Origin of the sequence: Paracoccus litorisediminis, assembly GCF_009711205.1 — a bacterium.
Classification (GTDB): Bacteria; Pseudomonadota; Alphaproteobacteria; order Rhodobacterales; family Rhodobacteraceae; genus Paracoccus; species Paracoccus litorisediminis.
This window is the reverse complement of sequence record NZ_WMIG01000026.1, coordinates 1-22691: the sequence shown is the minus strand read 5'-3', so window position 1 is coordinate 22691 and position 22691 is coordinate 1. Positions and strand designations below refer to the sequence as shown.

General features: G+C 65.9%; 24 protein-coding genes. All 24 read right to left on the bottom strand.

Annotation, left to right across the window (positions count from 1 at the left end; all coding sequences use genetic code 11):
• Positions 1-11 precede the first annotated feature (11 nt).
• The gene (locus GL300_RS23220; RefSeq protein WP_155042070.1) at positions 12-227 is read right to left on the bottom strand and encodes a hypothetical protein; all 216 of its coding nucleotides are present in this window, start codon (positions 225-227) and stop codon (positions 12-14) included.
• An 11-nt stretch (positions 228-238) separates the two neighbouring features.
• Complete coding sequence (locus GL300_RS23215; protein WP_155042069.1) at positions 239-526, bottom strand: hypothetical protein; 288 nt, start codon at positions 524-526, stop codon at positions 239-241.
• A gap of 156 nt (positions 527-682) precedes the next feature.
• Positions 683-1051 carry a hypothetical protein gene (locus tag GL300_RS23210; RefSeq protein WP_155042068.1) on the bottom strand — a complete coding sequence of 123 codons (369 nt, stop codon included), beginning with the start codon at positions 1049-1051 and terminating at the stop codon, positions 683-685.
• 59 nt (positions 1052-1110) lie between these two features.
• Entirely contained in the window at positions 1111-1704 is a 594-nt protein-coding gene (locus GL300_RS23205) for a hypothetical protein (RefSeq protein ID WP_155042067.1), read from the bottom strand.
• The gene (locus GL300_RS23200) at positions 1701-5096 is read right to left on the bottom strand and encodes a phage tail protein (protein WP_155042066.1); all 3396 of its coding nucleotides are present in this window, start codon (positions 5094-5096) and stop codon (positions 1701-1703) included. Before GL300_RS23200 ends, GL300_RS23205 begins: the two co-directional genes overlap by 4 nt.
• Complete coding sequence (locus GL300_RS23195) at positions 5093-5491, bottom strand: DUF6950 family protein (RefSeq protein ID WP_246195367.1); 399 nt, start codon at positions 5489-5491, stop codon at positions 5093-5095. Before GL300_RS23195 ends, GL300_RS23200 begins: the two co-directional genes overlap by 4 nt.
• Positions 5488-6156, bottom strand: coding sequence for a hypothetical protein (locus tag GL300_RS23190; RefSeq protein WP_155042065.1), 669 nt, complete (start codon positions 6154-6156; stop codon positions 5488-5490). Before GL300_RS23190 ends, GL300_RS23195 begins: the two co-directional genes overlap by 4 nt.
• Positions 6157-6159: 3 nt before the next feature.
• Complete coding sequence (locus GL300_RS23185) at positions 6160-6801, bottom strand: hypothetical protein (RefSeq protein ID WP_155042064.1); 642 nt, start codon at positions 6799-6801, stop codon at positions 6160-6162.
• Positions 6801-9290 (bottom strand): phage tail tape measure C-terminal domain-containing protein, encoded by a 2490-nt coding sequence (locus GL300_RS23180; RefSeq protein WP_155042063.1) that lies wholly within the window; start codon positions 9288-9290, stop codon positions 6801-6803. The genes GL300_RS23185 and GL300_RS23180 overlap by 1 nt, the downstream gene beginning before the upstream one ends.
• Positions 9290-9445: a DUF7697 family protein gene (locus tag GL300_RS26295; RefSeq protein WP_170297796.1), complete on the bottom strand. Its 156-nt coding sequence runs from the start codon at positions 9443-9445 to the stop codon at positions 9290-9292. The genes GL300_RS23180 and GL300_RS26295 overlap by 1 nt, the downstream gene beginning before the upstream one ends.
• Positions 9446-9525: 80 nt before the next feature.
• The gene (locus GL300_RS23175; protein ID WP_155042062.1) at positions 9526-10023 is read right to left on the bottom strand and encodes a hypothetical protein; all 498 of its coding nucleotides are present in this window, start codon (positions 10021-10023) and stop codon (positions 9526-9528) included.
• A gap of 26 nt (positions 10024-10049) precedes the next feature.
• On the bottom strand, positions 10050-11000 hold the full coding sequence (locus tag GL300_RS23170; RefSeq protein WP_155042061.1) for a phage tail tube protein: 951 nt from the start codon (positions 10998-11000) through the stop codon (positions 10050-10052).
• A gap of 24 nt (positions 11001-11024) precedes the next feature.
• Positions 11025-11462, bottom strand: a complete 438-nt coding sequence (locus GL300_RS23165) for an acyl-CoA transferase (protein WP_155042060.1) — start codon at positions 11460-11462, stop codon at positions 11025-11027.
• Positions 11455-12123 carry a DUF6441 family protein gene (locus GL300_RS23160; RefSeq protein ID WP_343043180.1) on the bottom strand — a complete coding sequence of 223 codons (669 nt, stop codon included), beginning with the start codon at positions 12121-12123 and terminating at the stop codon, positions 11455-11457. The genes GL300_RS23165 and GL300_RS23160 overlap by 8 nt, the downstream gene beginning before the upstream one ends.
• Positions 12113-12427, bottom strand: coding sequence for a head-tail joining protein (locus GL300_RS23155; protein ID WP_155042058.1), 315 nt, complete (start codon positions 12425-12427; stop codon positions 12113-12115). Before GL300_RS23155 ends, GL300_RS23160 begins: the two co-directional genes overlap by 11 nt.
• A complete protein-coding gene (locus GL300_RS23150) occupies positions 12424-12768 on the bottom strand; it encodes a DUF2190 family protein (protein WP_155042057.1) in 345 nt (114 codons plus the stop codon). Before GL300_RS23150 ends, GL300_RS23155 begins: the two co-directional genes overlap by 4 nt.
• A gap of 92 nt (positions 12769-12860) precedes the next feature.
• A complete protein-coding gene (locus GL300_RS23145) occupies positions 12861-14918 on the bottom strand; it encodes a prohead protease/major capsid protein fusion protein (protein WP_155042056.1) in 2058 nt (685 codons plus the stop codon).
• A 5-nt stretch (positions 14919-14923) separates the two neighbouring features.
• Positions 14924-16462 (bottom strand): phage portal protein, encoded by a 1539-nt coding sequence (locus GL300_RS23140; RefSeq protein ID WP_155042055.1) that lies wholly within the window; start codon positions 16460-16462, stop codon positions 14924-14926.
• Positions 16463-16476: 14 nt separating this feature from the next.
• Complete coding sequence (locus GL300_RS23135; protein ID WP_155042054.1) at positions 16477-16683, bottom strand: phage head-tail joining protein; 207 nt, start codon at positions 16681-16683, stop codon at positions 16477-16479.
• Entirely contained in the window at positions 16683-18701 is a 2019-nt protein-coding gene (locus tag GL300_RS23130; protein ID WP_246195365.1) for a phage terminase large subunit family protein, read from the bottom strand. Before GL300_RS23130 ends, GL300_RS23135 begins: the two co-directional genes overlap by 1 nt.
• Positions 18676-19230, bottom strand: a complete 555-nt coding sequence (locus GL300_RS23125; protein WP_155042053.1) for an elements of external origin — start codon at positions 19228-19230, stop codon at positions 18676-18678. Before GL300_RS23125 ends, GL300_RS23130 begins: the two co-directional genes overlap by 26 nt.
• 2 nt (positions 19231-19232) lie before the next feature.
• Positions 19233-19799 (bottom strand): hypothetical protein, encoded by a 567-nt coding sequence (locus GL300_RS23120; protein ID WP_155042052.1) that lies wholly within the window; start codon positions 19797-19799, stop codon positions 19233-19235.
• A complete protein-coding gene (locus GL300_RS23115) occupies positions 19790-20500 on the bottom strand; it encodes a hypothetical protein (RefSeq protein WP_155042051.1) in 711 nt (236 codons plus the stop codon). Before GL300_RS23115 ends, GL300_RS23120 begins: the two co-directional genes overlap by 10 nt.
• Positions 20497-21864, bottom strand: coding sequence for a site-specific DNA-methyltransferase (locus tag GL300_RS23110; protein WP_155042050.1), 1368 nt, complete (start codon positions 21862-21864; stop codon positions 20497-20499). Before GL300_RS23110 ends, GL300_RS23115 begins: the two co-directional genes overlap by 4 nt.
• Between the last annotated feature and the right edge of the window lie 827 nt (positions 21865-22691).

Genomic DNA, 22691 nt, shown 5'->3' with positions numbered 1-22691 from the left:
CCTCCTTCAGGTTACATCGCCCAGACGATGGTGTCGGAAATGGCATCACTCCAATCGATCAGGCCGAGCGCGTCGCGCCAGTTGATCCGCATGGACGGGCCGCGCAGGTTGGCAACGATGGCCGACCCGCCCGGCTCATTCGCCTCGAAAAGAGCGATCGACTGGCCGGTCGAAAGCGCGATGTCATGGGTTGCGATCGAACCCGACCCGAGAACGAACAGCTTCATCGAAATCCTCCTTACAGCACGATGAGCGGGATATCGGCGAGCTCGGGCAGCGCGGCATTAATCCCGCTGCCGATCAGACGGATATCAAGGCTACCCTTGCCGACCGGCCACTCTTCAGTTTCCGCCCGCACATACAGGCACTGCGCGACCGGCTCGAGATCCGCCTCGAGGCTGAAGCCGCGACCATTGCGCGCCTTGAATGTGGCCGTCGCATAGTCGAGCGGTTCCAGATCGGCCCATTCCTCGGGCGTGAACTTAAGAGCCAGTCGGAGCGACACGCCCCGCTTCAAAGAAATCATGGCTCGCGCCTCCTAACCCGCGCTCGATGGCGCATGAATACATGCATGCAGTCAGGCAGTCACTGACCCGATCAACCGATCCAGAACAGGACGACGATGCACAGCGAGGCGACGGCCCAGGTCTTGGCCTCCTCGCGCAGCCAAGCCCGGAACCAATCAGCCATTCCCGCCCCCCTTGCCCGCCCGCGTCTCAAGCCAGACCAGCACCAGACGCGCGCCAGACATGCCCAAAACCCCGACCGCGAAGCTTGCCGAACCATCGACATCGCCGCTCATCGGGCCGACCCATTGCGCCATCAGCGCCAGCATGATGGGCGTGGCATAATGCGCCAGCAGCGCCCCGGCGATTATCGACACCGCGAGATCGCGGATGCGCCGCCGCTCCGACATGAGCCAGCGCACCAGCCCGCCGGCCGCCCCGGCAAGCGCGGCGCGTCCCGCCTCACTACCAAACCACGCCGAGACGAGAGCCAGCGCGATCACCCACTGATCGAACCAGCTACCGCCGGAAGGATTCTCCTGCATCGCGCCACCTCTCTGGCCATGCCACCAAACAAAAGCCCCGCGCGAAGCGGGGCAGGAACTCATGGATGCAGCTGACCTTCAGGCCATGCCGCGAGCGGCACAGGCCAGACGATCAGGAAAAGCAGATCCCGCTGCCAATCGCTCATCCCGGTCACAGCCGCCAAGCTGGAGATGAGCTCGTTGCCCCAATAAATCTCGGTCGCCGCCGACCAGCGTATCTCGGCCTCGAACTGCTCTGCAGGCGGCATCAGCGCGATGAGGTCCATGATCCCCGCCGGAACCTCGCCCCGCGCGACCTGAAGCGCCTCGGCCTCGGTCAGCAGGGAAAACTCACGGCAACGGATCGCGAAATCGCTCCGGGTCATAAAGGTGGCGGCACGGATCACCGCGAGCTCCGCGAGCCAATCCGCTTCGCTGCGCGGGTCCACCCATGCCCCCGCCGACACGTCATAGATCAGATGGGCTGCCGGTTTCGGCGGCAGATCCATGACCTCGCCCGCCACGACATACTGCGCGCCGGCCGTCACATTCTGCGCCGGTTCAAGCGGATGCACCCAGCCAAAGCCGGAGCAGGACGCCTGCGCATCATCAAGCGTGGGGAACTCCCCGTCACCGATGATCAGCCCGTCGAAATCGCAGATCGCATATCTCATTTCATGGTCCCCATGACGATCAGGGTCCGCTGGTTGATCCTGATGTTGCTGTTAGAACCGAACCAGTCGACACGGATGGTGTGACTGCCGGCCGACAGCGCCCGCGCCCAGCCCATCGATAGCCAGTCGATCATGAGCCCGGCCGAGCCGTCGCCAGAGGTTAGCCGGTCCCAGACGGTCGTGCCGTCCACGACCAGCCGGATACCGACACCCTGATCCTGCAGCGCGGTATAAGCCTGCGAGGCAAACCAGGTGATCGCCGCTTGCCCGGCCTGCGGCATGGTAAAGGTGACGGTATTCGCCACCCGCCAGGCATTGTTGCCGACGAGATCGCTACTCAGCGCCTGACTGACCGGAATGGTCACGGCATTGTCGGCGATCTTCAGGGTATCGACCGCCAGATTCTTGATGTGGCCGCGCTCAACGACCAGATCGTCAATCTGCGCCGACTTCGTGATGATCCCGGTCGGCGCCATCAGCCCGCCGGTCAGCGTCTCGAACTCGAGATGCGTCCCCTTCAGCGTTCCCTCAATGGTCAGCTCGCCGCCATTCTTGCGCCGCACGATCGGTGTCCCGACCTGCCAGTTGCCGTCCGCATTCGCCGCGAGTGTCAGCAGGACGCGCGCCGCCACCGCGCCAGCCGGAGCGACGATGCCGGCCGACTGCGTGGCCGCGCCGGTATGCGCTCCGCCCGAATAACTGCGGTCAAAGAACGCCGTCCCGCCGCCGATATAGGCCCCATCTCCATCCTTGAACTGCAGGCGCGCGACGAACTGACCGACTGTCCCGGTCGTGCGAAATCCCCGCAGCTGGCAATGAAACTCTGAATCGGCCTCGACCGGGAAATCCAGACTGGCGGCGCGGGCAATATTGGACCCGGCATCCGCTCCCCGGAAGCGCAGGTATCCAAGGCTGCTGAAGCCATCAGCAGCCGTGGTGGTCCGAAAATCAATCGCAGCACCCTGCGCAAACGTCCACGACGCCCGATCGATCAGCTGGTTATCCGGGATCAGATTGGTGTAATCGGCGATCACCATGTGCCGCGCCGCGACGGACAACGCCGCCAATTGATCCGTCCCGATGGCCCCGGCCGCGATCTGACCCGCGATCAGCTGGCCCACGATCTGCGTGGCCGCGACCTCTGCGGTCCAGGCGCTGCCGTCCCAGCGATAGATCAGCTTATCATTGGTCCGGTAGACCGTATCCCCCAGCAGATTGCCGGTGATCGGCAGCGTCCCAGACATGACCTTCGGGACGCGGAGCCCGACCGCAAACGCGGTCTGGTCGAGGATGCCCTGCACCGATTCCTGAATGAAATGCACCCAGGTCGAACCGTTCCAACGATAGAGGCGGCTGTCGGCCCGCGACCACGCCAACTCCCCGACGAAATCGCCCGGCACGGCCCGGCTGGTAATGTCACGCGTGGCCTTGATCCCGGCATCGGCGAACAGGCTGGTCACACCATCGACAAAATCCGGCAGGCTGATACCGACCGCAGGCGTGGCCACCGAGATCCAGCTGGTCCAGACCGTCGCCCGGCGCATGGTGAGCCGCGCCCGCACCTGATAGCCGGTCGAGGGCAGGATACCATCAGAGACGATCTTCTGCCCGGCCTCGAGCGAAGCGATCGCCCCGGACGCGGCAATCTCGGTCTGTCCGGTCACCCGGATCTCGTAGCGGATCGCCCGCGCATCGTTCTGGCCCGGATTCCATGTCATGCGGATAGCCGAGCGCCGCGGTCGACCCGCGCTGTCACTCAGCGTGATCCCCTCCGCGTCGAAATCCAGCACCGCCCGCGGCGCAGGCACGACCGTGGTCGGTGACACGATATTGGTCGGCAACTCGAAATCCGGCGACCAGTCATAGTCGCTGGGATCGGTCTCGCGCAGGACCATCTGCTGCAGCAGCGTGGTCGGATTATCCCCCCGCGCCGTGACCTCAAAGACCTTCGATACATAGCCGTTCAAATCCGAGGACCAGCTGATCGCGTCGAGAGGCTCGACCACCCCGAAATCGGGCGGCAGCACAAGCTCATGCACCCGCGAGCGCCGGTCGTCTTGGTGATAGGCCCGCATCACCCGCTGCACTTGCTTGCGGTATGGCGTGGCAGGCAGCTGCAGCGAGGCAACGAGCCGCCGCCCCTGATCCTGCGTCTCCCAGGTCGCGTTATAGCGCGGAGGCGCTTCCTTGTTCGCCCAGCGTTCCGCAGGCTCGGGATACTGCGCCTGCACCGCGTTATGGCACTCCTGCAGCCCCGGAAATGGCGAGAGCGACTGCTGCTCGGTCACGATGATATCGTCATCGGTGAATGCCGCGACCGGCAGGCCGACACCGCCCAGACGGATCTTATAGACCCCACCGAACTCGGTGATCCTCCCCGAGCAACCGCGCAGGATTTCCTCGATCACTGCGGCAGGCTCATCGCCGCCCATCGCCTCCGGCCCGCAAAGCACCTCATAGCTCGAGCGCCAGCGCGCCTCGCCATCGACCAGCTGATCCGCCGTGTTCATTGCGGCAAACCAGTTGGCGAGCGGCAGATCCTCGGCGTCGCATTCCCCGCCCCAGGTCTCACCGCCGGGCAGATCGATGCCGCGCAGGATGTTATAGACCTGCACGGCCGGGTTTTCCGAAGGCTGGTAGGTGGCGGTATTGCCCCAGCGATGCGAGCCCGAGCCGCCGACAGTCGTATCCTTGCGCGGATCGTAAAGCCCGATGCCGGTGACCTCGAACAGACAGCTGGGCAGGCCGGAATAGAGCTCGGGCTCGAACTTGAACCGCATCACGACATAGGGCGTCCCGCGCCCGATCATGTCCGACGACCAAGGCCGCGACTCGTCGGGCGTCTGGATCAGACCGGCATAGGCCGTGGTTTGCGTCCCATCAAAGAACTTGAACCACAACTCGCCGGTGAAGCGCCCGCCGCCGCGCTGATGATCGGGAAAGACCGACCCCGCATCCGGCGCGAGGAACGGGATCTTCTCATCGCCGACCCAGATCCCGTCGAGACTGGAGATCGGCGCGTCGCCCAGATCGATGACATAGGTGAGATAGGCGTTCGGGGTATCGCCTGACGAACCCGAAGTCATCGGCGGGCAAATCATGCAACCCGCCGTCGCATATTTGCCCAGCACGAAAGAGCCGGGCGTGCCCTCCCCCGCCATCGTGCTCTCGGTGCGGATGCCGCCCTGCTTGGGCTTGTCCATCTTCGCCCGCATCAGCGCCGAGATAGCCATCATCGCCGCGGTGCGCAGCAGGAACGAACCGATAGCGAATCCGGCGATCTTCCAAGCCGAAACCGCCTTGAATACCGCCACCACCGCGCCAATGACCGGACCAGCGGAGGCCGGGTCCGCGAAGGCGAACCCGAAGAAAAGCGCGAGAACGAAGATCATACCCGGAACGCCCTTTGCGCCGCGAGCAGCGAGACAAGGCCGAGCCCCTCGCGCTGCAGGATGTAGATGGACTCGCCCTGCACGATGCCGAGCGCAGGCCCATCCTCGCCCTCGACCACCGCCACATCGCCGGGCGCCGCCAGCGCCGGATGGATCTCCTCGAGATGTGAGGCGACCAGCGCGATGTGGTCCTCGAACCCGGCCTCGCGCAGCTTGCGCAGACCTGCAGCGCGGGATCGGTAGCCGCGCCAGCCGCGCGCGTGATCCGTGCCGGTCATCGCCGCCACGGCCCCAGCCGCGAACAGCGCGCAATCATGCCGCCCATAGGCAAAGGACGTGCGCATCTGGCTCACGACGAAGGCCGTGAGGCGCGTTTGCCAATCGATCAGTCTCAAAGCGAGTTATCCGTGTGTCGCGGGGGGGTGGGAACGTAGCGCGAGGTGGTGGTGGAATCGCGCGCCCGATGCCGATCCTGCCCCCAATAGATGTCGGCGCTCTGCGTGAGCGTGGAGTAGCGCCGGAAACGATCCCCCGAGCGCAAACGCTGGAACTGGTCGGATTTGGTGAGCGCCCCGTAGCGCGTGAGCGCCCGCGCATTGGAGACGACCTCCAGCGATGCCCGCGACGCCCCATCGATGGGGGGCGTGACGATGGGCGCGCTATTCGCCCAGCCCTTGAAGATGCGCTCAGGCTCGGCCAGCAGGTTGCCGTTATCGTCATACTCGGCCCGATGGATCTGGACCGGCGCGAAGCGGCACTCATAGCCGCGCAACGCGATCTCCACCTCGGGCGAGATCGCCGAGAGGCCAAGCGTGATGTTGCGCACCTCCAAACCGATCGATGCCTCGATAGTCGGGATCTCGAGAAGGCTGCCCGCGCCGTAATAGGTGCGCGACTGACCGCCGATGCTGAACACCCGATGATCAGCCCCGGTCCAGAAGCCAATGCTCTCGACCGCGCCCGTGGTCCGGTTCTTCGCCGAGATCCAGACCAGCGACTCGGCATGCGTGGCCACCCGTGCCGCGCGACGCGACACGACTGCTGCAGCAAGGGATCGCATGGGTTACCTCAAGCTCTGGAGGAAGTTGAACGAGATGCCCGAATGCATGATCCGGGCACTCGACCCCGGCTCGCGCTCCAGCATGATGGCGCGCAAGAAAGGCGTCTTCAGTTGAACCGCCGCGCCCGCCGCCCATCCCGGTCGCACCCGTGGCCAGACCTCGACCGTGGCCACCCCGCTCCCGTTGGCCGTGGCCCCGACCACCAGCCGGTGCAGCGCCGGAATCCCCCCGCTATGGGTGAAGGACAGCAAATCATCGGGCGACAGGACATAGCCCGAGGGAAGCCCCGCCAGGGTGAGATCGCGGTTATTGGACGCGACCGCCGAGAGCGTGACCGAGGCCGAACCGAGGGCGACACCTCCCAGATCGGCAGCGGGACCATAGTAATCGACAGGCGAGAAATTGAAGGTCTGACCCGGATCAAGCAGCAGATCGATCAGCGCCCGGATGCCTGCAGTTTTCACCTGCGGCGAGAAGGACAGCTGACATTCGCCCTGCCAGAGCGACGGGCCGAGCCGCGCCTGCAGCACCTCGCCGCCGCCGGTGCGGGATATCGCCTTCGGCGTGGGGCAATGCAGGGTGAAGCCAGTCACCCGCAGCTTGTTGGAGAACTGCGAGAGGTTCAGGTTTGCAGGAAGTGCCATCAGCCAACCGCCCTTGGATCACGCATGTGTCGCTTGACCGAGCGCGGCAGCACCTGCTGGTCATAAGCCTCAAGACCAGACTGCGTGACCGAAGCCGCGCGCTCGTCCACGAAGGCGGTGATATTGCCGTTTTTCGGATCGATGCCGACCGTGACATGGACGCGCCCGCCGCCCGCGCCGCTGCCCTTGGTCTCGTCAAAGATCCGCTCACGCGGATGGACCAGCGCCATAAAGCCGCCCTTGCCATCCAGACCACCCGAGCGCGGCCCATAGCCGGTATGGCCACCACCATCGAAAGACCGAACAGGAGCGCCGGCCGCTCCCAGCGCATCATTCAACGGATCGCCTGAACCAACCCCGGCCAGCCAGGACCCGACCATCCCGGCGAGCGGGCCGGTGATGAATTCCTGCGCGGTGAGCCGGGCGAAATCCGCGATCATCGAATTGATCAGATCCGTGAAGTCCAGCTTTCCGGTCTTCACGAACTCGGCGAAGGCATCCTCGGCCGAGCCAAAGGCATCGACAAAGGCGTCGCCCATATCATCGCCAACCCGCTTGCTCTCCTCGGCATATTCGGCGAGCGATCGACCGACCGCCTCCCAGCCATTCTTCGCGCCGTCGAGCGTCTCGATCAGCGATTGAATCTGCGCGCGCTCGGCCGCCGTCGCGCCCTCCATCTGCTTGGAGTATTCCAGCATCTTCTTCTTGATCGGGTCGGTCTCGCGCAGCACCGCGAGCTCGCGCTGCAGCTGCTCGATCAGATCCGCGACCTCGTCCTTCTCGGCCTTTCGGCTTCCGCCTTTGCGACCGCCCTTCTTCTTGTCCTTGTCGCGATCGAGCGCATTCTGCTGCGCCCGCGCCGAGACATCACCGAAGAAATCGCCCATCGGGTCGCGGTTCATGATTTCGCTGATTTGGGCATCAGTCTCGGCGCGACGGGTCTCGATTTCCCGCATCGCATCCAGCGCCGCCAACTCATTGTTCGTGCCATCATGGATCAGAGTCGTAGAGGTTCCCAAAAGCCCCTGCGGAGCCTTTAGACTCGTCCCCAGCACCGAATTGAACCCATTCGCGATGCCCTGCAGCATGTCATGGACAACCGAGAGTATGCCTGCGAGCGCGTGCTGCACATGCGCCTTGGCATTGAGAAAGGCCGATTTGAAATAGAGCGGGATCGCAGCGACCGCATTGCCGATCCCCACGACCGCCGCCGTAACACCATTGATGAGGAAGTTGCCTACCCACTTGACGCCATCGACAACCAGATCCCAAGCGGCAGAGAACCAGGGGGCGATGGCATCAATCGCGGGCTTCAGGATGTTGTGAATCCGGTCACCCAGAACCTGAAACACCGCCTTTGTCACATCCCCGAAGGACACGACGACAGATGACGTCTTGTTGATCTCATGCTGCATGCCGACCACGGCGCCAGCCCCGAGCGCAAGCGCGATCCCCGCCGCCTTGGCCGGGCCGGGAAGAGCCATCAGCATGGACCCAATGTCCTTGAAGATCTGCCCGACCCCGCCATTGCCGAAGCCATAGATCTGCGCGATCTGCGTCCCCTGCTGCATCAGCACCATGCCGGGATGCATGCCGCCCGCGAGCGACACCGCGATGTCGTTGCCCTGAAACGCCAGCTGCTGCATGCGCAGCGCGCCGCCGCGCGAGGACCGCGATAGCTGCTCGAACACCTCGACCTCGCCGCGCATCACCGCCCGACGATGCTCGAAGGACTCGCGCATCTTCTCGCCCGCCGCCGTGAACTCGGCCGACGAAATGGCGCCGCTCTTATGGGCGTCGCGCAATTCGGTGAGCTCGCGCCGGTAGTCCCGGATCAGACCGAAGGCCGGGTTATACTTGGCCCGCAGGTTCGATTGCGCCTCAGCCGCGCGCGCCGCCGCCGCCGCCGCGTCCCGCTCGGCCCGCGCCAGCTCCTCGGCCGCGCGCGCCGCCTCCTTCTGCGACGCCGTAAGGCCCTTGATCTTGTCGATGGCGGCATTCGTCTCCGACCGGACCTTGCCGATCGCCGCCGCCATTTCATCAGCCGAGATCGCCCCCTCGACATGCGCGGCCCGGATCTCCGACACCGCCTGCCGATAATCGCGGATGGCCGCATAGAGCGGGTTGAACTTGGCCCGCAGGTCATCGAGCATCTGACCCTGCTGCAGCATCTCCGCCGAGGACAGGCCGGAAGGCGAGGACACGCCGGCCGCCGCGTTCACCCGGTTCTGCATGGCGGTCGTGGCCTGCGAGGTGGTGCGCAGAGCAGCAGCCGCGGCGCGCGATTTCGCCTCGATCGCCTCCAGCTGGGCGCGGGCATGCGCCGCAGCCAGACCGAACTGCTCGAGCGAATCCGAGCCCGCGCCGGAGCCGGAGACGACCGAGGCCATCGCCGACTTCCCCGCCGCGCCGATATCGCGCATCTCGGCCTTCAGCTTCTCGCCGCCGACCGCCGCGAAACGGACAGATATGCTCTTCTCGCGCGCCATCACGGCTCCTGATTTGCGACCTGATCATTCAGCTGGCGCATGGCCACCTGCTCGATTTCCGGCAGGAACAGAGCGACGGCCATCCGATCGACGCCCAGCGCATCGGCCAGCGCGAACGCCGCCGACATGTCCCAACCGAGGCAGCGCACGGTCATACCCGACGCCACCCTGATCTGGCCCCCAAGCCGCAAGGCGAGGGACCAGACCTCCTGTGCTTCAATGGATTTGGGCCGGTTCAGCCTGCGGGGGCAGGCTTCGCACGGCGACGGGCAGCCTTGGCAGTAGTCTGCGCCCCCGCCGAAATGCCATTCAGCGAGAGCGATGAGTCGTTTTTTTCGGCCTGCACGATCAGCCAACGGCCCAGATAGTGCAGCGTGAACGCCTCGTAGACCGGCTGCAGGTCCAGCAGCGCATCAATCCGATCCGGGGTAACCGGCGCGGGCGAGCCGTCCGGGTCTTCAACCCCCTCCCAGGATTCGATGACCAGCCGCGCCACCGCCTTTGCAAACAGCACCCCGGAACGACCACGCGAGCGCAGAAGCTCGGGCGTGATCGCCACCGCCTCGGCATCCGCGTCGACAAGCCCCTTCGCGGCCTCTGCATGGGCGAGCAGCGCCGGATCGGCTTTTGCCTCCTCGATCACCTCGACCAGCGCAGGCCGCGCATGGATCACCAAGCCCATCCCATCAAACAGCCGGTAAGGCGTAACCCCCGGATTCAGCACCAAGCGCATTCTATCCCTCCTTCAAAGGTTCCCGTTTACGGGTTCTGGAAATTAGGCATGTCGTTGACCAGCACGACCGTGGCCATGCGCGCGGGCGAAGCCGCCTGCGCTGCCTGCCAGTTGAAGGTCGCCTGAATGCCGCCCGGCCCGTCCAGCTGGATGCGCGGGCGCGGCAGATAGACCGCATGCGCGGTCAACGTGAGCGAGCGCGTCCCATCCGTGTAGCTGAAGGCCATGACCACGGGCGCACCCGACAGCGCCTGCGTGAGCAGGGTGGTATCGGCAAAGCGCACCGTTACCTCGCCGGTGAGCGTCGCCTGCCCCGGATCGCAGCCCTCGATCAGGCCATCAGCGCGGATGGTCTCGACGCGCTCGAGGTTGTTCGAGTAATTCACCGAACCCGACACCACGTTCGCCAGCTGCGAGCCGCCCATCGAGATCCCGCCGTGGAACGCGCCGAAGCGGTTCAGCGCCCGCGTCCCGAGGACACCCGCCGCCGAAGCCGCCGCCGGAGTCTCGCCCTGCGCCATGCAGTTAACCGTGGCCGTGACCAGACCCGAGCGCGCCATCTGCCAGTTTATCGAATTGGCGACGACGCCCTTCAGCATCCGATAGGACGGAACCTCCGGGTTGCCGACCTCAATCGACATCGACGGCAGCGACCAGCCACCCGACTGGTAGGTGTGGGTATAAGCCCCGGTCGAGCCGGTCGAGGTCGGGGAGCCGAACAGCGCCTTCAGCCAGATGCCGATAAAGCGCTGATCAATGGGCACGACCACATCGCCATCCGCCGTGACCGCATCAAGGACCGGCGCAAGCGGGTCGCGGCCATAGCCCAGAAGCTCCGAGGACAGGAGCGGCTGCTCTGCCCCGAGGCCGCTGGACGCGAAAGGCATCTGCCAGAAGTTACCGGCGACCGGGGGCGTCCCGTAAACCGTCTCGAAACCCAGCGCCAGCTGGGCGCGGGCACCTTGTGCGCGAGCCATGAATTACTCCTTTGTGGGTTAGGATCAGGCGAGCGGGTCGCTCGTGGCGTAATGCACCGTGACCGTGACGGTCGCGGCCTTAAGAGAATTTCCGCCCTCGATCGGGATATCGACGGGTTGCGGAGCCGAGGCCTCGAGCCAATCGCACAGCCCGCCCAGCGTCCGGTCGTCGGCCAGCGCCAGGCCGAGCGCCTGCTTCAGCGCATCAAAGGCCGCATCGCGCTGGTCTTCCGGCAGATCCACCACCAGGTCGAACTCGACATCATGCTCGTAGAAGTAGACCAAGGGCGACAGCGTCACCTCCGGCGGGCCGGGATCGCCATCGCGCAGGCAGACCCAACCGACCTCCGGGACGCGCTGGGGCAAGGTGGCATTGCGCTCGAACTTCACCCCGAAAGGCAGGACCGGCTCAACCTGCGCAAACAGCGCCAGCATGATCTGCTCGGAAACCGATTCAACCATGCCCCACATCCCTCCAATGCTTGAGGATCGCGCCCGGCAGACGCGCCTCCCAAGCCTCCGTGGCGCGATCGAGCTCCATTTTCTTGCGAAGCTTGGCCTGCGGGACGAGCAGAAAGATCGGCTTCCATGCCCGCACCCGAGACTTTCCCCGGTCGCGATGCCAGTCGGTGGGCGTCCCATAATCACGGGTCAGCTTGGTGCCGTCATCGATGAGAAGCGACGGCTTGCCCTTGCGATAGACGAAGCGCAGCCGCCGGCCGGTCCTGCGCTCCCAGCCTGCAGGCGTGATCCGCTGACCGGGGCGATTGTCGAGCCCCTTGAACCCGCGCATGCGGCCTACCTCGGAGATCGGAATGGCGAGCCAGAGGCCGCGATCCGAGCGGATCAGCGCGCCGCGATCGTGGGCATCCACCACGACCGGCGCGCGGGAAAAGACCAGCGAGGCCGCGCCGATGGATTGGCCCCGCGACGGGAAGCCCCGAGCCCGCACCGTGTTTGCGAGCCGCTTACCCAGACCCGCGCCGATCACCTGCCCGCGCCAATCGGTCTTCAGGCCCTCGCCCGCCTCCCGAATGCCGCGCGTGATCCCGCGCTCGGCCGCGTCGATCTGCGACTCCATATAAGCGACCGGGTCGCCCTTGACGGTAAAGTTAAAGCGCACGGGCCTCGCCCTTCCACACCAGCCGCTCGGCATCCCGGCGCGGTTCGCCCAAGATCTCGTAAGCGACATCCCCGATCACGATGCGATCACCGCGCGCGAGCGCCGCGACCTCTGACACCCGCACGTCAAGCAGGACACTATCCGCGACAATGCGAGCGCCATTGAATTCCGCCAGCTGGTCCGGCGCGCGCCGGACCACCCGAACAGGAACGCCGTCGCCCGCGCCGCCCGCAAACCAGCGGGCATCAAGCGCGACATTGCGATCCGCAAAGATCGCATTGATGGCGACGGCGAAGGCACTCATGCGAAATGGCCGTTCAGGCGCACCTTGCCGAGCAGATCACCCGCGCCGCCCGCGACAGCGCCGATGGCGACACCGATCAGCGTGTTGGTGCTGACCACGGTCGTGCAGACCTTGGCCGCGTTGTCCCAATAGACCAACGCGCCCACGGTCCATGCCTGCGACGCGGCCTTGGGCAGCTCGTAAACGCCCTCGAGGTTGATCACGCCCTCGGCCCCGGCAGCGATCGGCCCGGCAGCGATGCCAAACATCTTACCCAGCAGAACGCCCGCGCCCGAGGCGACAGCCGCGCCGGTGGAGTTGGTGACGGTCAGCGCATTCCCATGCGCGAGGAAGTTTTTCATGGTTCAGCCCTTTCGGCGAATGAGGGAAAAAGCCCCGCGCGACGGGAGGAAGGAGGGAGAAACGCATCGCGCGGGGCAGCTGGGTCTGAGGATCAGACGCCAGCGTTCTTGTAGAGGCCGCGGTGGTCGATGGCCGAGGCGGCGAAATCGAGCCGCGCCTTGACCTCGACCCCATCGACCTCAAAGCCGTTGCGGGTCTCGGTGAACACGCCCTCGTTACCGTCGAGATAGGCATACTCGACCGTGTCCAGCATCGAGTTGGACGCGGCGAGGAACCACGGCGCAGCGCCGGTCGGTGGCAGCAGGCGGCGCTCCTCGACCACCGACAGCCGACCAGCATAGGTGTTCACCTGGCTGGTGGTGCTGGGCGTGGTCGCGGTCAGCAGCTTGCGGGCCTCGAGCGCGCGCTGGCCCGGCGGGACCAGGATGAACTCGGGCGAGACATCAATGGCGGTGCCGTCGATGTCGGTCTGCTTGGCATAGGCGGTATAGGCCGCGGTCAGAGAACCCTCATCGATGGCCGCCGCCGTCCCGAGGTTGCCGTGGTTGGCGTGGAACAGCGCCGTGCCATCCGACATCACCCCGTTATTCAGCAGGATGGCATAGACCAGATCCGCCTCCAGCTGCGAGGCACGGGCGCCGAACGAGGCCGCGACGCGGGTAAACGCGCCGAGATCGTCGTTGATCAGCATCTGACGGCTGAAGGAAATGACCTTGCCATAGGTGGCCAGCGCATATTGCGTGCTGGCCTCGCCGAAGGTGCCGTACTGGAACTCGGCCCCTTCAAGCACCTTCTCCAGCTTCGGTGCATTGCTGATCTGGACACGGGTCGTCGGACGGAAATCCGACAGCGAGGCGCGACGCGCCCAGGCGATGAAGGTGCGCGGCGTCGCGTCATAGGCATCGCGCAGGGTGCGGTTGCCCAGATTCGCCAGCACGGTCGGGAAATCGCCCGAGGTGTGATAGCCCACGGATCGCTGACCGAGCGCTGCTGCGGCAACTTCCATCTTCGACATGCCACGGGTCGAGACGCCCGAACGCTCGAGAGCCTGACGGGCAATCTCCATCAGCGTCATGCCGCGGAAATCGCGGCCAGCATCGGTCAGCGCGACGCCCGGCTGGGCGCGATGCTGCAGCGCATTCTCGACGGCGGCGCGATAGCCAGCCGAGGCCGAGCCGTCATCACGCGGACGGGCAGGCTCATGGGCGCGGCCCTGCAGGGGATCGCGCTCGGCGATGTGGTCGAGGATCTGCTCGCGAGCAGCAGCGACCGAGACACCGCGCGCAATCAGCCCGCTCATGAACTCGCCCTCAAGGCCGTGGCGACGGCAGAGATCGCCAATGGTCGAGACACGCTCGCGCTCGACCGCGACGGCGCGCTGCGCGATGGCTTCGGCCTCCTGACCGGCGGCCGGCGGGGTGGCTTCGGGGGCGCCGGGCGCTTGCCCGCCCGGAGCGGCGCGCTCCTGCAGCTGCTCGGCATTGTTGCGGGCCGCATTCTGATCGTCCGCAGCAGGGTTGGGATTGGGCATCAAAGCCTCCTTTGCAGCCGCAGGCGCGGCGATTTCAGCGACGCGGCGAATGACCGCGCAGGGGAAAAGGGGTTCTGGGGTTGCGCCGGCCGCGCGCGTCTGCGCGCCCGGATCGGCAGGAATGGCGACAGCCGAGATCTCCATCGGCTCCCAATCCACGGCCCGCCAATGCTCGCGCTCGCCTTGCTTGCGCGTGATCTCGTAGCTGTGGACGAGGTAGCCGACCGAGACGTTCCGCACGGTCCCGTCGAGGATGCGCGCCACCCGATCCGCCGCATCGGCAGCGCCGGTCAGCTGGATGGTGGCATAACCCTTGCCATCCGCGACCCGGACGGAACCGGGCACGACCGCGCCCAGCACCGACTCCAGCCCCCAGCTGCGATGGCTGTCGAGGAACGGCCCGCCCGCATTCAGGCGTTCAAGCCGCATGGCCTCGGGCGTGACCAGAAGCTCCTCGTCATATTCGATCCGGTCGTCCCAGCCCTCCCAGCGGGCGCGCTGGACGACAGCCCCGGTGGTCCAGACCACCTCGACCGTGCGCGCCTCCAGATTGACCGTCTCAGGACGAACGGAAGCAGCCCGCCCGATCACGGGCAGGTTCATCATGTCCTTGGGCATGTGCCTCAGTCCTTCTTGGGTTTTGGTGGGGGCGAACCGCCCGCATCCTCATCGTCGGCAGGAGGCTCCTGCCCCGCCTTCGCCTTCGCCGCATGACGCGGGTCGCTCTCAAAGATCAGACCCAGCCGGTCGGCCTCGGCATTGTCCTGCGCGATCTCTTCCTCGATCATCCGCGCATCCCAGCCGCGACGCGCCACCATCGCCGAGCGCGAGGCAAAGCCCGCCTTGACCTCGAGCAGATCCGTCTCCGCATCCTGCTTGGGGTTGACGCTCTCGACCTTCGGGCAGGCCCACTCGACCGGCACATCGGATGTGTCGATCAGGCCCGCGGTGAACGCGGCCTCGCAGAACCAGCGCCAGATCGGCTCGCAGATCATCGGAATGATCACGTGCCACTGCACCAGGTCGACCATGCGCCGGAACTCATTGAGCCCGGCCCGGTTGCTGCTGAAATTGGCCTGAGACAGATCCCCGGTCATCAGCGCGTAAGGGACACGGTAGCCCGCCGCGATCTGATACATCTGCACCCGCGACCACTCCTCGACCCCGCCCGCGCCGGTCGGCTGGTTGAACTTGATTTCTTTGCCGCCCCGCGTGTAGGCGATCATCCCCGGCCGGAACTGCTCGATGGCATTGCCCTCGGCATCCTCGACCACAGGCGCGACCCCGGCTTCGCCACCATCGTCGCCGATCACGATGCCGACCAGACAAGCCTCGGTTTTCTTGCGGACCATTTCCGCCAGATGCCAATCGCCATAATCGCGCAGCGCGACCATCGCAGGCGCACCCCACGGCACACCGCGCGACTGCACCCGCTGCCGCTCGAACAGATGCGCCACGTGATCAGCGGGCATCCGCACTGAATCCTGCAGGCCGCGCCAGCCGGGCTGCGTGTCGCCGGGATGGATGGGATGCAGCCAATAGGCCGCGCGACGGCCCGACTTGTCATACTCGATGCCCTGCCGCACCGATCGACCATCGCCGAGTGCCTGCGTGTCGCGGGACTCGTCCAGATGGTCGGCCTCGAACAATTCAATCTGCAGAGGCACGATTCCGGCCCGGCGCTGATCGGACCCGAGCGGGCGCCGGATGGCGAACACCTCGCCACCCTCGATCATTTCCCGCACGGCCAGAGCCATCAGCCCATAGACATCCGTGTGGCCGTGGATATCGGCCCGCTTCGACCAGACATCGAACAGCGCATCGGCCTTCTTGTTGCGCGCCTTGCTGGTGGATTTGGCCCGAGGCCGGATGCCCGCGCCGACAAGGTTATTGACCAGCACCTGCACCGCCTGCGCGGCAAGCGGGTTATTCCGCACCAGATCCCGCGACCGCGCCCGCAGCGCCGAACCGGCCAGCGCGATCTCCGAATCCGCCGCCGTGCGACCGGCCGACCAGCCCGCCGTGAGCCGACCGCCCTGCGCGCCATCGTAAAGCCGCCGCTTGAGCTCCAGCGCGATCCGGCTGTCATAGCGCCGCCGCGCCGCATCCGGCGCGAACACCGAGAGCGCCCGTTCGATCAGACCGAAACGGACGACAGGCATGCCCCGATCCGACATCACGACCGCCCGAAGCTGGCAAAGCCTGCGGAGGGACGCTTACGCCCCCCGCCGCCGGCCGCGATTTCGGCCTCGATCACCCGGATGCGCTCCAAGAGCGCCGCGCCGCTGTCATATTCGACCGTGCGCCCCTCATAGGAGACGCGGGTCGTCCCGGTGGCATAAGCGCTTTTCAGCGCGTCCAATTCGGCCTGCGTCCACGCCATTAAAACCAGCTTCCCTTAGATTTCCCAAACCAGTCGCCGCCCCCCTGACCGGAGGATGGCGCGCGCCGCCGCTGCGGCATGCGCGGCTGACCGGCCGGCGCGGCAGTCTCCGCATCCGCCACGACCAACTGCGCCTCGAGATCCACCCATCGCGCCTCGTCCCAGCGATCGACGCCCATGAGCCAGGCGACCGCGCGGGCATAGACCCGGCAGTCGAGCGCCTCGTTTCGGTCTCGGGTTTTCACCCACTCGCTCGCCGAAAAGCCGGTGCGCTTGTTCTTGCGCGCGACCAGCTGCTCGGCGGTCAGCTGCTTGACCCATTCCGCCGTGCAGCCCTGCCCGAGATGGACAAAGCCCGCCGGATAGCCGCCGCCCCCGGCCCGCTCCTCATCGGTGGGCGAGGCCAGCCGCAACCCGCGGTAGGTCTCCAGCTTGAAGGTCGAGACGGCGACGTTCCACAGCGCCACCCCGCGCGAGATCTTCTTCCCGCCCTCGGTGACATCGACGTAGGACGGGCCATCGACCGGCGCGACCCGATCGAAGCCACCCCGGCCCTTCAGCGCGATCACCTGACCGCGCCCCATCTTGCGCACCCACGCATAGACCTGATCGACGGTCATCCCGTCGCCGGTATCGATGCCGACCCGCGCCAGCTTCATGGGCATGCCGTTTTCATGCGGCCAGGTCTGGTCGCAAAGCAGCGACAGCGAGGCCCAGACATCGTCCTTGGTCACATCGCCATCGAGCGTGAAATGCTCGACCAGCCATGACTCGCCATTGCGACCCCAAGCCCAGACATCCGCCTCGAGCCGACCGAGCCCGCCCGACCCGCGCTGGACGTCGACACCCATCGTGAGCATCAGCCCCCCGGCCGGGACCGTCCCCATGAGCCACGGCTCGCGCCGCTCATAGAGCCGCTCCCAATCAGGAGCCTCGCCGCGCTCCTCCCAGGTCTCGCCCAGCACCGTGTTCTTGAACGCCTTCATCTGGGCGTCCTTGCCCTTCGCGGCCTCGAACTTGGCCGCGATCTCCGACCAGCCGAGCCAGCCGATGGGCGAATAGAGGCCCGAGATGTGGAAGCCGATCAGACCGGCATCCCGCGCCGCCTGAACCTGCTCAGGATCGGCAGTCGCCTGCCAGCAAGCCCCGTTTTCCGTGGCCAGCATCCACGACTTGTGCCGCTCCTCGATAGGAGCCTCACAATGCTCGCAGACATAGCGCACCGAGCGCGGGTCGCCCCGATCCCAGCGCAGCCGCTCAAACTTCAGCCATTGCAGGCCGAGGCAATGCGGGCACGGAACGAAATACCGGTTCTGGTCCGTCAATTCCCATTCCGTCTCGATCCGGGACGCGCCTTTGACCGTGGGCGTCGAGGAAATGAAGATCTTCTTGCGCCGACCGAAGGTCTGCGTCCGCGCTTCAGCCAGGGCGACGGGATCGCCCTCATCGTCCAGATCGTCCTTGTAGGCATCCACCTCATCGAGATGGATGAACCGCATCGGCATCGAGCGCAGGCCCGCGGCCGAGTTGCCGCCGGTGATGATCAGGTGACCGCCACGAAACGACTTCTCAAGCTGGGTATTCCCAGCGTCCCGGCTCTTCGCCGGAGCGATGATCGCCCGGATCGTGGGCGATGCCTCGATCATCGGCTCGATCCGCTGCCGGGCGAACCGTTTGGCCGTGATCTCGTTGGCCTGCACCGCCAGAAACGGCCCCGGCGCGACCTCGATGCAATGCCCGATCCAGTTGATCCCGCACTCGGTCGCCCCCACCTGCGCCGATTTGGCGAAGATGATCTTCTGCGCCGGATGGCTCGGCGAAAGCGCATCCATGATGGCCCGCAGGTAAGGCGTCCGAGCCGAGCTATACTTGCCCGGCTCGGCCGCCCCCTTGGAGCTCAGATAGCGCTTCGCATCCGACCACTCGGTGACCGTAAGGTCCGGTTCAGGCGCGAGCCCCGCGCGCCAAGCCGCGAGGATATCGGCGGAACCCTCATAATCCTCCGGCAGAGAGATCAACGACTACCCCAGCCATCTGCGCGAGATGCGCCCGCATCACCCGCATCAGCGCCCGCTCAAGCGCATGGGCATCACAGCCCAGATCCGCCGCCAATTGAGCCGCGACCCGTGCGGGCAGCTGCAGCCAGGAATCCCGCTCGCTCTGCGCCAGCGCATAGACCTGACGCTCGGCCTTCTGCTTATCGACCAGCAGATTACGGTCCTGCTGCAGCTTCAGCTTATTGCGCTGCACCTGCACGACCGTAAGAGCGGCCTTCGCCTTCTGCAGCGTGACCGGCCCACCCGGATCGATCCCAGCATCCTCACGGATCGGAGGCGCAGCCGGAGCAGGCTGATCCGACACGCCGCGCTGCTGCGACGGGTCCGTCATTTCGGCCCATTCCCGATCCGCCCGCGCCGGGTCGATGGTGCCATCGGGCAGGATCGAAATCCGGCCCGTATCGATGGCTTTTCGCACCGCGTTATCGCTGCCGCCCGGCAAACCGCGCTCCTTGCGCGATGCCGCATAGGCCCGCCGGGACAGCCCCATGATCAGCCCCCGAGCAGGATGCGCCCGTGGCGCAATTCATCGCGGCGCGCGGCCGGCACACCGCCGTCGAACAGATCGCGAGCTTGGCTCGCGGTCAGAAGCGATCCCGTTACGCCGAGCTCCTGCGGATCGCGCCCCAGCGCCCACTGCCACTCAAGGACCAGCGCGAGACGATCGATCACCCCGACCTCGATCCGCGTGGCCGGAGTCGGGAAGGCGATGCCCATCGCCCCGCAGATCGCCGCATCCCAAGCCCGCTGCACCGAATGCAGCGATTTTGCATCGATCCCGCGCTGCAGGGGCGTAGCCAGATCGCCGGTCGCATATTCATGCGCGTCATGCAGCCCGGCCCATTCGATCACTGCCTCGGAATAGCACAGCCGCTTCGCGAGATGGCGGCAGAGCCGCTGGTGTTCCTCGACGGTCAGCGCCGCCGGATGCCCCGAAAAGCGCACGATCGTCCCGAGCCGGTAGGCCATGAATTGCAGATCCACATCCTCGGGGCGCGGATTGGCAATATCCTCGACCATGATCGAGCCGAGCAGCATGGTCCGCGAGGTCATGTCCATTGCGCAATCTCATCCATCGTGATGGTGGTTTCGTCATCCCGCGACCGCCGCGCCTGCGACGGACGCGCATCCTCCTCGTCCGGGTCGTCGAGGAAGCGGTCATAGACCGCCTGCATGATGGCCACGTTCGAGTGAGAGCGCCCGGACTCGGTCCAGAGCGCATCGAACCAGCCGAGATAGAAATCCGCGACGGCCTGATCGACATCGATATCGAACTGCTCGGTGCGCAGGTTCTTGTTCAGGTTCATCGACCCGCGCATCACCGCCGCGCCGCGCTCGCCATGCACGATCACGACCTTGGCGTGGACCGCCGCGCAGCGGAACGCCTCGACGCCCAGCAGATCGATCATCGGACCCGCGAACTTCGGCGACTTCTCGAAATTGGCCCGATCGAGCAGGAAGCGAATATCGTTGATCCGCCCCGCAACCTTGATGTCCCGCGTCCGCTGCACATCGTAGATGCCAGAGGTCCAGGTCGAGACGGCAACCGAGGCCGGGCCCAGCTGCTCGACCATATGCTCCATGATGTCGATGGCCGAGAATTGCCCCGCCGTCAGGCCGGTCACCCGGATGCCGGGCGCGAGCGGCCCGATGACACGCGCGGCATTGCCGGTGCGATGCACGACCCGCCGCGTTCCATGCTCGGACTCGAAGCGCAGCGCCCGAGGACGCCCGCCCTGCAGAACACCCTTCTGCTTCACGCGGCCGCCCCCCGTTCCTTCAGGACACGGATGGTGTCGAAGCTCTGGCCCGTGGCCTCGAGCGTCGCCGCCTTGCCGGTGAAATCCTGCCAGCGCCGCACGATCACATCCGCGAATTTCGGGTCGAGCTCGACCAGCCGCGCGCGGCGACCGAGGGTCTCGCAAGCAATGAGCGTCGATCCCGAACCGCCGAACAGATCCAGCACCAGGTCGCCAGCCTTGGACGAATTCTCGAGCATATCCGCGACCAGACCGACCGGCTTCATCGTCGGATGCTCGGCATTCCGCGCAGGCTTCGCATAGCGGATTACCGACTGGTCGACCGCCCGCATGGTGAGGTTCTGACCCTCGATCACCACCTCCTGAGCGCCGACCCGGACATGTACCGAGCCGTCCGACTGGACGCGGATCAATTCGTTCTCATGCTCGATGACCGTGGTGTTTGCCCGGCCCCCGAACCACTGATGCGCCGCACCGCGCTTCCAGCCGTAAAGGATCGGCTCATGCCGCCACTGGTAATCCGACCGCCCGAGGACGAGCGACGGCTTCACCCAGACCAGACAGCCCGACAGCTTGAACCCGGCATCGGCGAACGCCCTGCGAAAATTCAGCCCCTCGGTGTCGGCATGCGCCACATAGATGGGGGCGCCGGGCTTCATCACCGCCGCCGCGACCGAGAAGGCCGAGGCGAGGAAGCGCCGGAACTCGGACGCCTCCATATTGTCGTTTGCGATTTTCCCGGCCGAGCCCTCGTAATTCACGTTATAGGGCGGGTCGGTCCAGCAGGCGTCGATCTCCTCGCCAGGACAAAGAGCCTGCACCGCCTCGAGCGAGGTGCTATCGCCGCAGATCAGCCGATGCGGCCCCAGCTGCCAGATATCGCCCAGCCCCGAAACATGGATGAGCGGCGCATCCGGCACATGATCGGGATCTCCGACGCCGGGCGCCGGGCTGTCGTCATCGGGCAGGTAGTCGAGCAGCTTGCCCAACTCCTCATCCGAGAAACCCAGCACGTCCAGATCGAACCCATCATCCTCGAGCAGCCGCAACTCGGCACTCAGCAGATCCTCGTCCCAGCCCGCACTTTCCGCGATCCGGTTATCGGCGATCACCAGCGCCCGACGCTGGGCATCCGAAAGATGCTTCAGCCGGATGCAGGGAACGCGATCGAGGCCGAGGCGCAGCGCGCCCGCCAGCCGACCGTGACCCGCGATGATGGTCTGGTCCGCGCCGATCAGGATGGGGTTGGTAAACCCGAACTCTTGGATCGAGGCCGCAATCTGGGCGATCTGCCACTCGGGATGCGTCCGGGCATTGCGCGCATAAGGCACAAGAGCCGCAGGCGAGATCATCTCGATTTTCAACAGGTCGCTCCAGAGCAAAAGGGTGGTCGGCGCGCGGGAACGGGGACCGCGCGCCTGCTCTGGAGGCGTCCGCACCTCGGGGAAGGGAAATGGAAAAGGCCGGAGCGATTAAGCCCCGGCCTCCCCCAGCATCCACAGACGACTCCAGAATATCTGCATAATGCGGCCCAAAACCGGGATGTGTCGCGCCATAAAGAAGCCATCCCGATACTGCCAACGGGGGCCCGGATACTGCTCGACGCGGCTGCGAGTAAGCGCGCGCCGCAGCGTTCCGAGCGCCCTGCCCGGAGATGCGAAAAACAGCCTTAAATCGCTGGAAATCGACTCAGGTTCTGGCCGAGGTGCGCACCCGGAAAGAACTCCGACCTATTCTTTACCCATGACACAGGTGCGGATTTGTGCCGGGTGCGCACCTGCAGGCGAGTCGCCGAGCGGAGCGAGGCTGCGAACCTGCAGGTGCGAGCCCGGTGCAAATCCGCGCCGGCCGGTTTCGCCAGCGTGGGCACGAAAAAACGCCCCTGCACCCCCCTGCGAGCCCGGACCCCTGCGAGCCCGGAAAAATCGACCCCCAACTAGAAATCACACGCGCCTCTGCCCCCCGCATACGCGACCGGCCGGGAAGGACCCGTGACGCATCGGAGGCGGCGCGCACCCCGCGCCATGACGCATCGGACCCCGCGCGCACCCGGCGCGGGTCCAACACAACCATGCCGGGTTACACGCGGCACGGGTCCAGCACGACCAGCACGACCAGCACGACCAGAACGACCAGCACGACCAGCACGACCAGCACGACCAGCACGACCAGCACGACCAGCACGACCAGC

Coding starts and splice junctions, on each gene's coding strand:
- GL300_RS23180 (WP_155042063.1), bottom strand. CDS start 9,290: ATGGCGCGCGAGAAGAGCATATCTGTCCGTTTCGCGGCGGTCGGCGGC.
- GL300_RS23215 (WP_155042069.1), bottom strand. CDS start 526: ATGATTTCTTTGAAGCGGGGCGTGTCGCTCCGACTGGCTCTTAAGTTC.
- GL300_RS23200 (WP_155042066.1), bottom strand. CDS start 5,096: ATGATCTTCGTTCTCGCGCTTTTCTTCGGGTTCGCCTTCGCGGACCCG.
- GL300_RS23210 (WP_155042068.1), bottom strand. CDS start 1,051: ATGCAGGAGAATCCTTCCGGCGGTAGCTGGTTCGATCAGTGGGTGATC.
- GL300_RS23165 (WP_155042060.1), bottom strand. CDS start 11,462: ATGGTTGAATCGGTTTCCGAGCAGATCATGCTGGCGCTGTTTGCGCAG.
- GL300_RS23125 (WP_155042053.1), bottom strand. CDS start 19,230: ATGGGGCTGTCCCGGCGGGCCTATGCGGCATCGCGCAAGGAGCGCGGT.
- GL300_RS26295 (WP_170297796.1), bottom strand. CDS start 9,445: ATGACCGTGCGCTGCCTCGGTTGGGACATGTCGGCGGCGTTCGCGCTG.
- GL300_RS23135 (WP_155042054.1), bottom strand. CDS start 16,683: ATGGCGTGGACGCAGGCCGAATTGGACGCGCTGAAAAGCGCTTATGCC.
- GL300_RS23170 (WP_155042061.1), bottom strand. CDS start 11,000: ATGGCTCGCGCACAAGGTGCCCGCGCCCAGCTGGCGCTGGGTTTCGAG.
- GL300_RS23205 (WP_155042067.1), bottom strand. CDS start 1,704: ATGAGATATGCGATCTGCGATTTCGACGGGCTGATCATCGGTGACGGG.
- GL300_RS23145 (WP_155042056.1), bottom strand. CDS start 14,918: ATGCCCAAGGACATGATGAACCTGCCCGTGATCGGGCGGGCTGCTTCC.
- GL300_RS23120 (WP_155042052.1), bottom strand. CDS start 19,799: ATGGACATGACCTCGCGGACCATGCTGCTCGGCTCGATCATGGTCGAG.
- GL300_RS23190 (WP_155042065.1), bottom strand. CDS start 6,156: ATGCGATCCCTTGCTGCAGCAGTCGTGTCGCGTCGCGCGGCACGGGTG.
- GL300_RS23155 (WP_155042058.1), bottom strand. CDS start 12,427: ATGAGTGCCTTCGCCGTCGCCATCAATGCGATCTTTGCGGATCGCAAT.
- GL300_RS23175 (WP_155042062.1), bottom strand. CDS start 10,023: ATGCGCTTGGTGCTGAATCCGGGGGTTACGCCTTACCGGCTGTTTGAT.
- GL300_RS23185 (WP_155042064.1), bottom strand. CDS start 6,801: ATGGCACTTCCTGCAAACCTGAACCTCTCGCAGTTCTCCAACAAGCTG.
- GL300_RS23150 (WP_155042057.1), bottom strand. CDS start 12,768: ATGAAAAACTTCCTCGCGCATGGGAATGCGCTGACCGTCACCAACTCC.
- GL300_RS23140 (WP_155042055.1), bottom strand. CDS start 16,462: ATGCCTGTCGTCCGTTTCGGTCTGATCGAACGGGCGCTCTCGGTGTTC.
- GL300_RS23220 (WP_155042070.1), bottom strand. CDS start 227: ATGAAGCTGTTCGTTCTCGGGTCGGGTTCGATCGCAACCCATGACATC.